Genomic DNA, 6700 nt, shown 5'->3' on the forward strand with positions numbered 1-6700 from the left:
GGGGGGCGGGGGGCGGGGGCGACCACTCCGCCCGCACGTACGTCCTCGCTGAGCGCGGCCGCACGCACATCCTCGCTATGCGCGGGAGCCTCGTCGGTCAAGGTATTGACCAGTTCGAGGTCCCCGCGCCCCGCCCGCATGGCCGATCGCGCGAAGTCGGCCATGAACCGCTTGGTGGCCTCGGTGTCGTCGGCCGCCTCGCCGAGCAGCAGTCGGGTGGTCTGCGGCACCGCCAGCGACCAGTTGGCCAGCCCGCACAGGGCGAGCAGCACCAAACCGGCCCGGCGTTCGTCCACACCGAACTGCTCCTGGGCCCGATTGAACTTGCGCACATAGTGATCGGCGCGCCAGCCGTCGATATCGTGCGCGTCCGCACCACGGTGCAGGCCCTCCCACAGCAGCAGCCGCAGCAGCTGCGGATGCGCGCGGTGGTAGTCGAAGAGCTTGCCCACGTACTCGCCCGGTTCGGTCTCCGACAGCGGCTGCACCACCTCGAGGAACTCGCGCATGGTGTCGATGAGGATGACGTCGAACAGCTTGTCCTTGCTGCCGAACAGGCCGTAGATGCGTTCCTTGTTCACCCCCGCCGCCTCCGCGATGCGGTCCACGCGCGCGCCCGCGAGGCCGTACTCGGCGAATTCCGCGCGGGCCGCACGCAGCAGGGCCCGCCTGGTCGCGTCACTGCGCTTGGCCGGAGCGTTCATGACGGCGACTCTAACATCCACTAATCCAACTATTTGGTTGACATGATGGTCACCGGCGTCCTACCGTCGTCACCATGCCGACCACCGCCCTGCCGAATTCGACCGACACCCAGGTCTCGACCGCCACGCACCGCGCCCACACCGCGCGCACGCTACCGGTCTTCGTGCTGTCCGCCCTACTGGCGACAGGGCAGATGTACATACCGATTCCGCTGTTCACCGCCATGCAGTCCGACTGGCAGGTGAGCGCGAGCGCCATGACGTGGATCATCAGCGCCTTCGCCTTCGGGTACGCGGGCGGTTTCGTCGCCTTCGGCCCGCTGTCGGACCGGTACGGCCACCGGCGTGTGCTGATGACCGGGATGCTCGCCGCCGCAGTGGTCACCCTGTTGACCGGTTTGGCTCTCAGCGCGCCGATCGCCATCGGTCTGCGGGTCGTCCAGGGCCTGGTGGTCGGCTCGATACCGCCCGCGATCATGGCCTATGTGGCCACGCGGATCACGCCCGCGCATCGCGCCGTCGTGACCATGTCGGTGGCCACCTCGTTCCTGGCCGCGACGGTGCTGGCGCAGATCGCGTCGCAGGCCGTGGTCGCCTCGCTCCCGTGGCGCACCATGTTCCTCGGGTCTGCGGTGGCCTTCGCGGCGCTGGCACTGGCGCTGCGCGCGGTCATGGTGCCCGACGCGCCGACCGGCACGGATCGACCGCTGCTGCACAGCTACGCCACCGTGCCCGCGGTACTACGAATCAGGCCACTGCTGCCTCTGCTGATCGCAGGCGCACTGTCCATGGCCGTCATGGTGGGTGTCTACACCGGCATCGAGATCACCGGCCTGGTCCACGGTTCGGGCGAACTGCTCGCCCTGCGCGCGGGCGCGCTGCCGGTCATGGTGGCGCTGCCGCTGCTCGCCGTGCCGCTCGCCCGGCTCACCAAACACCGTCAGATCATGCTCGGCACCCTGGTGGCCGCGGCGGCCATGGTGGCCGCCACCTTCGAGGGCAGTCACATCGGCATCCTGACCGCCCTGCTCGCCGTCCTCGTCGGCGGTCTCGGCGTTATCGCCCCGGCGGTTCTCCAAACCACGGGCGAACTCGGCGGCGACGCCAGGGCCGCCGCCTCCTCGGTCGCCATGTTCAGCTTCTACGTGGGAGCCACCGTCGGTCCGATCGTCGCCTCCGTCACCGCGCCGCACGGGTTTTCGGCCCTCGCGTGGACGCTGGCGGCACTGCTGCTCGTGGCGTTGGGATTGACGGTGCTCGGCGCGCGCTTGCAGCACCTGGCGGTCGCGGGCTGAGCCAGGCCCGCAGCGGTCGCGGGCGGTGTCGTCCCCATCACGGTCATCCCCGCGGCGATCGAGGGCCGAGCCACCCGGCAGCGACCGCGACCGTCCGTTCGTCGGCGCGCGGCCGCTGTCGCCTGGTCGCAGTCGGTCACCGCGCACGACCGCCGCACACGCATCCGCGCTCGGCAGCCTCAGAATTCGTCCGAGCAGCCGCAGGACCCGCGGGTGCGCAATTCGGCGGCGAGGCGGATGATGCCGGGATCGGGTGCGCTGCTTTCTATTTGCTCGAGAAGCAGGTCCACCGCCAGTTCTCCCATGCGGCGGGCCGGTTGGACCATGGTGGTCAGGCCGGGGCGGGTGTATCGGGAGTATTCGATGCCGTCGAAGGCGACAACGGCCAGATCGTCGGGAACCCGCAACCCCGTGTCGTAGGCGGCGCGGAGCATCCCCATGGCCTGGAGGTCACTGGTGACGAATACGGCGGTCGGGGGCTTCGGACCGGCTGTCAACTCGGCCAGCGCGTGGTACCCGGCCGAGCCGCCGAAATCGGTGCGCACAATGACGCCTTCGGGCAAGCCCTTGGCCGCCAAGGCATTCCGATATCCCCGCACCCGATCCTCGGCCGTGGAGACATGCGGTCCACTCAAGCAGGCGATCCGGCGGTGACCATGGTCGATGAGATGGTCCACGGCCTGTCGCGCCCCCGCCACCGAATCGCACAGCACATGCGTGCACCGAGTCGGGTCGATGATGCGGTCCAAGGCGACCAGCACCATCCCGGCCTGCTCGCAGGCATCGGCGATACCGGTCTCCCACGCGGACGAAATCGCCAGCAGCCCTTCGACGCGGCGGTCGATGAACGAGCGCACATAGGCCTGCTCGCGCGCGGGGTCTCCATCCGCGTTGCCGACGAAGAGCGGATACCCGCGCGCGAACGCCGCCGCCTCGATCACCGCGGACAGTTCGGCGAAGAACGGATTGGCCCCGTCCGGGATCACCATGCCGAGGGCGTGGCCGCGGTTGGTGCGCAGGCTGCGGGCGGACATATTGGGCCGGTAGCCGAGTTCGGCGATGGCGGCCTCGATGCGGGCCCGGGTCGCCGGCGCGACCTGTCGCGGACCGCCATTGATCACATAACTGACCAGCGCCGGAGACGTACCCGCCAGCCGAGCCACGTCGGCCCGTGTGACCGCCATCGAGTCATCTCCTTCTCGCGCACCGTCCATCCAAGCATCGAACCGGCCGACGGTGAAAGACCAGCCCCTTGACAGCTCGTGACCCGCATCACACACTGTCATTCAACTCGTGTTGATCAACACGAGTTGATACTACGAAACAGATTAGGTCGGTTCACGATGAATGCACGATTTCGCCGCGCTCTGATACCTGTCGCCCTGGTCACCGCGGTTGCCGCACTGACGACCGGCTGCGGCCGCGGTGATGACTCCGGCTCCGACGATTTCAAGATCGCGATCGTCACCCGGAACTTCACCAACCCGTACTGGGCGGCGCTGCGCGACGGCGCGAAGGCCGAGGCGGAGGCGCTGGGCGTGCGGGTCGACGTCCAGGCCGGACAGTCCGAGACCGATGCCGACGGCGAGAACGCCCAGATCTCCACCATGGCGGCCCAGGGTTACGACTGCTTCGGCGTGGTCCCGGTCAACAGCACCAATGTGATCACGCCGCTGACGCCGGTCGCGCGCAAGGACATTCCGATCCTGAACCTCGACACCCAGATCGACGCGAAGGCGTCCGAGGCGGCGGGTGTCAGCTACGCCAGCTTCATCGGTTCGGACAATCTCGATGCCGGTCGGATCGCCGGCGAGCGGATGGTGCAGGCGCTGGGCGGCAGCGGCAAGGTGGTGATGCTGCAGGGCATCGCGGGCGAGCAGAACGGCATCAACCGTGACCAGGGTTTCAGCGACGCCGTGGCGGGCAAGCTGGAGATCGTGCAGAAGGCGCCCGCCGACTACGAGCAGGACAAGGGCCTCCAGGTCACCGAGGCGATGCTGCGGGCGCATCCGGACATCACCGGTGTCTTCGCCGCGAACGACACCATGGGACTCGGTGCGGCACAGGCGATCAAGAACGCGGGCAAGTCGGAACAGATCAAGGTGATCTCGGTCGACGGCATCCAGGCCGCTCTCGACGCCGTGCGGTCCGGGGATCTGTACGGCACCGTGACCCAATACCCCTATGCGGAAGGCCAACTCGCCGTGCAGGGGTGCCTGGCCCTGCACCAGGGCAAGACCCTGCCCTCGCGCGTCGTGGCCCCGATCGCGTTCATCGGCGCGGACAATGTCGAACAGCAGATCGAGGCGTTCCCGCGCCCGATCGTCGCCTTCGACAACCCGATCGAAGGGCTCCTGGACAAGTGACGGCCATCGTGGACACCGCATCGGTCGACTCGCGCGAGCGCGCGGGACGCACCGAGATCCTGTCCAGAATCGCGGAATTCGCGGCTCCCCTGGCCCTGGTGGTGCTCTGGGTGGTGTTCTTCATCGCCACCCCGCACTTCCTGACGCTGGACAACATCAGTGACCTGCTCGTCGCCTCGACCATTCTGACCGTGCTGGCCCTGGGCCAGCAGTTCGCGATCACGGCCGGTGGCATCGACCTGTCCGTGGGAGCCAACCTGCCGTGGGCCGCCGCGATTCTCGGCTATCTGACCGCGCAGGGCTATCCGCTGGCGATCGGCATCACCGGCGCGATTCTCGGCGGACTGGCGGTCGGCGTCGTCAACGGGGTGCTGGTCGGTCGGCTGGGCATGACCGATTTCGTGGTGACCCTCGGCATGCTGAGCGTGCTCAACGGCATCACGCTGCTGTTGACGCACGGCAATACGCAGGCGGTGAGTTCCCAGTTCCTGCAACGGCTCGCACTCGACGGCATCGGCCCGGTGCGCTGGTTCTGGCTACTGGCGCTGCTGGCCGCGCTGGCGGTGGCGGTGATCATCTTCCGGACTCGGATCGGCACCCATCTGCTCGCGACCGGCGGTCGGCTGGAGGCGGCCCGGGACACCGGGATTCCGGTGAACCGGATTCGCCTGTTCGCCTACGCCATGTCCGGATTGCTGTGCGGTATCGCCGGTGTCATGCTGGTCGCCCGCAATGGCGGGGCGGATCCGTCGTTGCAGACCACCTATCTGCTGAGTTCCATCGCGGCCGTGGTGCTGGGCGGCTCATCGCTGTCCGGCGGCAAGGCATCGGTCCTCGGAACCGTCTGCGGGGCGGTGCTTTTCACCTCGCTCATCAACGGGTTCACCATTCTCGGCATCTCGCAGTACTACCAGCCGGTCGCGGTCGGCGCGGTACTGCTGCTCGCCGCGGGCATCGCCCGCTTCCGAAAGTAGGTCAGCACATGGCGATTCCACTGCTGGAGGCACGAGATCTCACCAAGTCGTTCGACTCGGTACGGGCGCTCGCCGGGGTCAGCATGACGATTCCCGAGGGTGAGGTCACCGCACTGGTCGGCGACAACGGCGCGGGCAAGTCGACGCTGGTGCGCTGCCTGACCGGCGTCCAGCCGCCCGACACCGGGCAGATACTGTTCCGCGGCGAGCCGGTGCGGTTGCGCTCGCCCGAGCATGCCCGGCGGATGGGTATCGAGACCGTCTACCAGGATCTGGCGCTCATCGACGACCTGACCGTCTGGCAGAACCTGTTCCTCAATCGCGAGCTGGTGTATCCGCTCGGCATCGTCAACCGCAAGGCCATGATCGCCCGCGCCGGGGAGATCCTGCGCGACCTGGATGTCGACGTGCCGTCGGTGCGCACCACCGTCCGGCGGATGAGCGGCGGTCAGCGCCAGAGCATCGCCATCGCGCGGGCGGTGGCCTGGGGTAAGTCCATGGTCATCATGGACGAGCCCACCGCCGCACTCGGTGTCCGGGAAACGGCCGCGGTGGAACAGCTGGTGCGCGGGCTGCGCGAGCGCGGCGTCACGGTGCTGATCATCAGCCACGATCTCGACCAGGTGCTGCGCATCTGCGACAACGTAGTGGTGCTGCGGCGCGGCAGATCCGTTGCCGCACATCGCATCGACGAAGTGGACGGTGACCGGCTGGTCGCGCTGATCACCGGTGCCGCACCCGGCAACCTCGATGTCGCCGAGGTGGCCTCGTGACGGTGGTGGTGCTCGGGTCGGTCAATCGGGATGTGGTGTGCGAGGTGCCGCGGCTCCCCACCCCCGGTGAGACCGTCCTCGCGGTCGGCACGCGAACCAATCTGGGCGGCAAGGGATCCAATCAGGCGGTGGCGGCGGCCAAAGCTGGCGGGCGCGTCGAATTCGTGGCCCGAATCGGTGCGGAGCCGGACCCCTCGCTACGGAAGTCGCTGCGTGAGTACGGCGTCGGACTCGAGGCGGTGTGCGAGGTGCCGGGCGCCCACACCGGAACGGCCTACATCACCGTCGCCTCCGGTGAGAACCAGATCGTGGTCGACCCGGCCGCCAATTTCCAGTGGGAGACCGATGCGGAACTCGACGCCGCCACCGCGGCCCGGCTGATCGCGGACGCGGACGTGGTGGTGGCGCAATTGGAGGTGCCGGTTCGGGTGGTGGCCTGGGCGGCGCGGCGCGCACGGCGGTTCATCCTCAACGCCGCCCCGGCGGCGGAACTGCCCACCGATCTCCTGCATCGGTGTGATCCGTTGATAGTCAACGAAACCGAGCTCGCGACCTTCACCGGCGCGACCGCGACGAACCCGCCGGAGG

The 6700-nt window shown here is 68.4% G+C and carries 7 protein-coding genes; 5 read left to right on the forward strand and 2 right to left on the reverse strand.

Annotated elements, in window-relative coordinates:
• Window positions 1-704 (reverse strand): TetR family transcriptional regulator (locus QK444_RS30110; RefSeq protein ID WP_282785503.1); only part of this gene is annotated, 704 nt, incomplete at its 3' end.
• Window positions 705-778: 74 nt separating this feature from the next.
• Between QK444_RS30110 and QK444_RS30115 the strand changes: the two genes are divergently transcribed.
• Window positions 779-1999 (forward strand): MFS transporter, encoded by a 1221-nt coding sequence (locus QK444_RS30115; protein ID WP_282785504.1) that lies wholly within the window; start codon window positions 779-781, stop codon window positions 1997-1999.
• A gap of 179 nt (window positions 2000-2178) precedes the next feature.
• Here the strand turns inward: QK444_RS30115 and QK444_RS30120 are convergent, their stop codons facing one another.
• Window positions 2179-3183 (reverse strand): LacI family DNA-binding transcriptional regulator, encoded by a 1005-nt coding sequence (locus QK444_RS30120; RefSeq protein WP_282785505.1) that lies wholly within the window; start codon window positions 3181-3183, stop codon window positions 2179-2181.
• Window positions 3184-3342: 159 nt separating this feature from the next.
• Between QK444_RS30120 and QK444_RS30125 the strand changes: the two genes are divergently transcribed.
• From QK444_RS30125 to QK444_RS30140, 4 genes are all read left to right on the forward strand, one after another.
• On the forward strand, window positions 3343-4365 hold the full coding sequence (locus tag QK444_RS30125; protein WP_195120584.1) for a substrate-binding domain-containing protein: 1023 nt from the start codon (window positions 3343-3345) through the stop codon (window positions 4363-4365).
• A complete protein-coding gene (locus QK444_RS30130) occupies window positions 4362-5339 on the forward strand; it encodes an ABC transporter permease (RefSeq protein ID WP_255222369.1) in 978 nt (325 codons plus the stop codon). The genes QK444_RS30125 and QK444_RS30130 overlap by 4 nt, the downstream gene beginning before the upstream one ends.
• 8 nt (window positions 5340-5347) lie before the next feature.
• A complete protein-coding gene (locus QK444_RS30135; RefSeq protein ID WP_282785506.1) occupies window positions 5348-6112 on the forward strand; it encodes an ATP-binding cassette domain-containing protein in 765 nt (254 codons plus the stop codon).
• Window positions 6109-6700, forward strand: a 592-nt coding sequence (locus QK444_RS30140) for a PfkB family carbohydrate kinase (RefSeq protein ID WP_282785507.1), incomplete at its 3' end; no start/stop codon positions are given. The genes QK444_RS30135 and QK444_RS30140, both read left to right, overlap by 4 nt.

The sequence above is a fragment of the Nocardia sp. CC201C genome, from assembly GCF_030010695.1.
GTDB classification, from domain to species: Bacteria; Actinomycetota; Actinomycetes; order Mycobacteriales; family Mycobacteriaceae; genus Nocardia; species Nocardia otitidiscaviarum.

Coding starts and splice junctions, on each gene's coding strand:
- QK444_RS30120 (WP_282785505.1), bottom strand. CDS start 3,183: ATGGCGGTCACACGGGCCGACGTGGCTCGGCTGGCGGGTACGTCTCCG.
- QK444_RS30135 (WP_282785506.1), top strand. CDS start 5,348: ATGGCGATTCCACTGCTGGAGGCACGAGATCTCACCAAGTCGTTCGAC.
- QK444_RS30125 (WP_195120584.1), top strand. CDS start 3,343: ATGAATGCACGATTTCGCCGCGCTCTGATACCTGTCGCCCTGGTCACC.
- QK444_RS30115 (WP_282785504.1), top strand. CDS start 779: ATGCCGACCACCGCCCTGCCGAATTCGACCGACACCCAGGTCTCGACC.